Origin of the sequence: Vibrio sp. Vb2131 (genome assembly GCF_033338535.1) — a bacterium.
GTDB classification, from domain to species: domain Bacteria; phylum Pseudomonadota; class Gammaproteobacteria; order Enterobacterales; family Vibrionaceae; genus Vibrio; species Vibrio alginolyticus.
This window is the reverse complement of the sequence record NZ_JAWOSW010000124.1, coordinates 1-565: the sequence shown is the minus strand read 5'-3', so window position 1 is coordinate 565 and position 565 is coordinate 1. Positions and strand designations below refer to the sequence as shown.

Here is a 565-nt window from a genome sequence, read left to right as displayed (position 1 = left end):
CATCAAGCGTTCCACCGCTTTCAGACCGCGTTCGCCCAACAGACTATTGAAAAAGCCATAGAACATCAAAATAAAGAAGGTCGCGCCCCACGCAATCACCACCGACGCTGAGAGTTCGACCAGTTTGTCGGGATGCTGGGAAGAAAGCAGAAGCAACGCGGCAATCACTGATGGGCCGGCAATCATTGGAATCGCCATCGGCACAATAAACGGCTCTTCACCCGCCGCTAACCCGGTGATGCTCCCTGCACTTGGGAAAATCATCTTAATTGCGATGATAAATAAGATGATGCCACCAGAGATACTCAAAGTTTCCGGCTGTACGTGCAAAAAGCTCAGGATGCTTTGTCCGGCGAACAAGAACAACATCAAAATCAATAAGGCAAAAATCAGCTCGCGGATGAGCACCTTACGACAACGTTTGGGATCGATGTGTTTAAGAATGGACAACACAATGGGCAAATTGCCAAGAGGGTCCATGATAAGAAACAGCATGGTCGCTGCAGAAAGAATATCCATGTTCTGGCCTCGACGAAAAAAATGGCGACCAGTGTATAGAGATCGG

Annotated in this window: 1 protein-coding gene; it reads right to left on the bottom strand. The window is 48.5% G+C overall.

Annotated features, from left to right (window positions below):
* A partial coding sequence (locus R7E38_RS23205; protein WP_318082197.1) for a YhgN family NAAT transporter occupies nt 1-519 on the bottom strand: 519 nt, incomplete at its 3' end.
* Nucleotides 520-565: the final 46 nt, after the last annotated feature.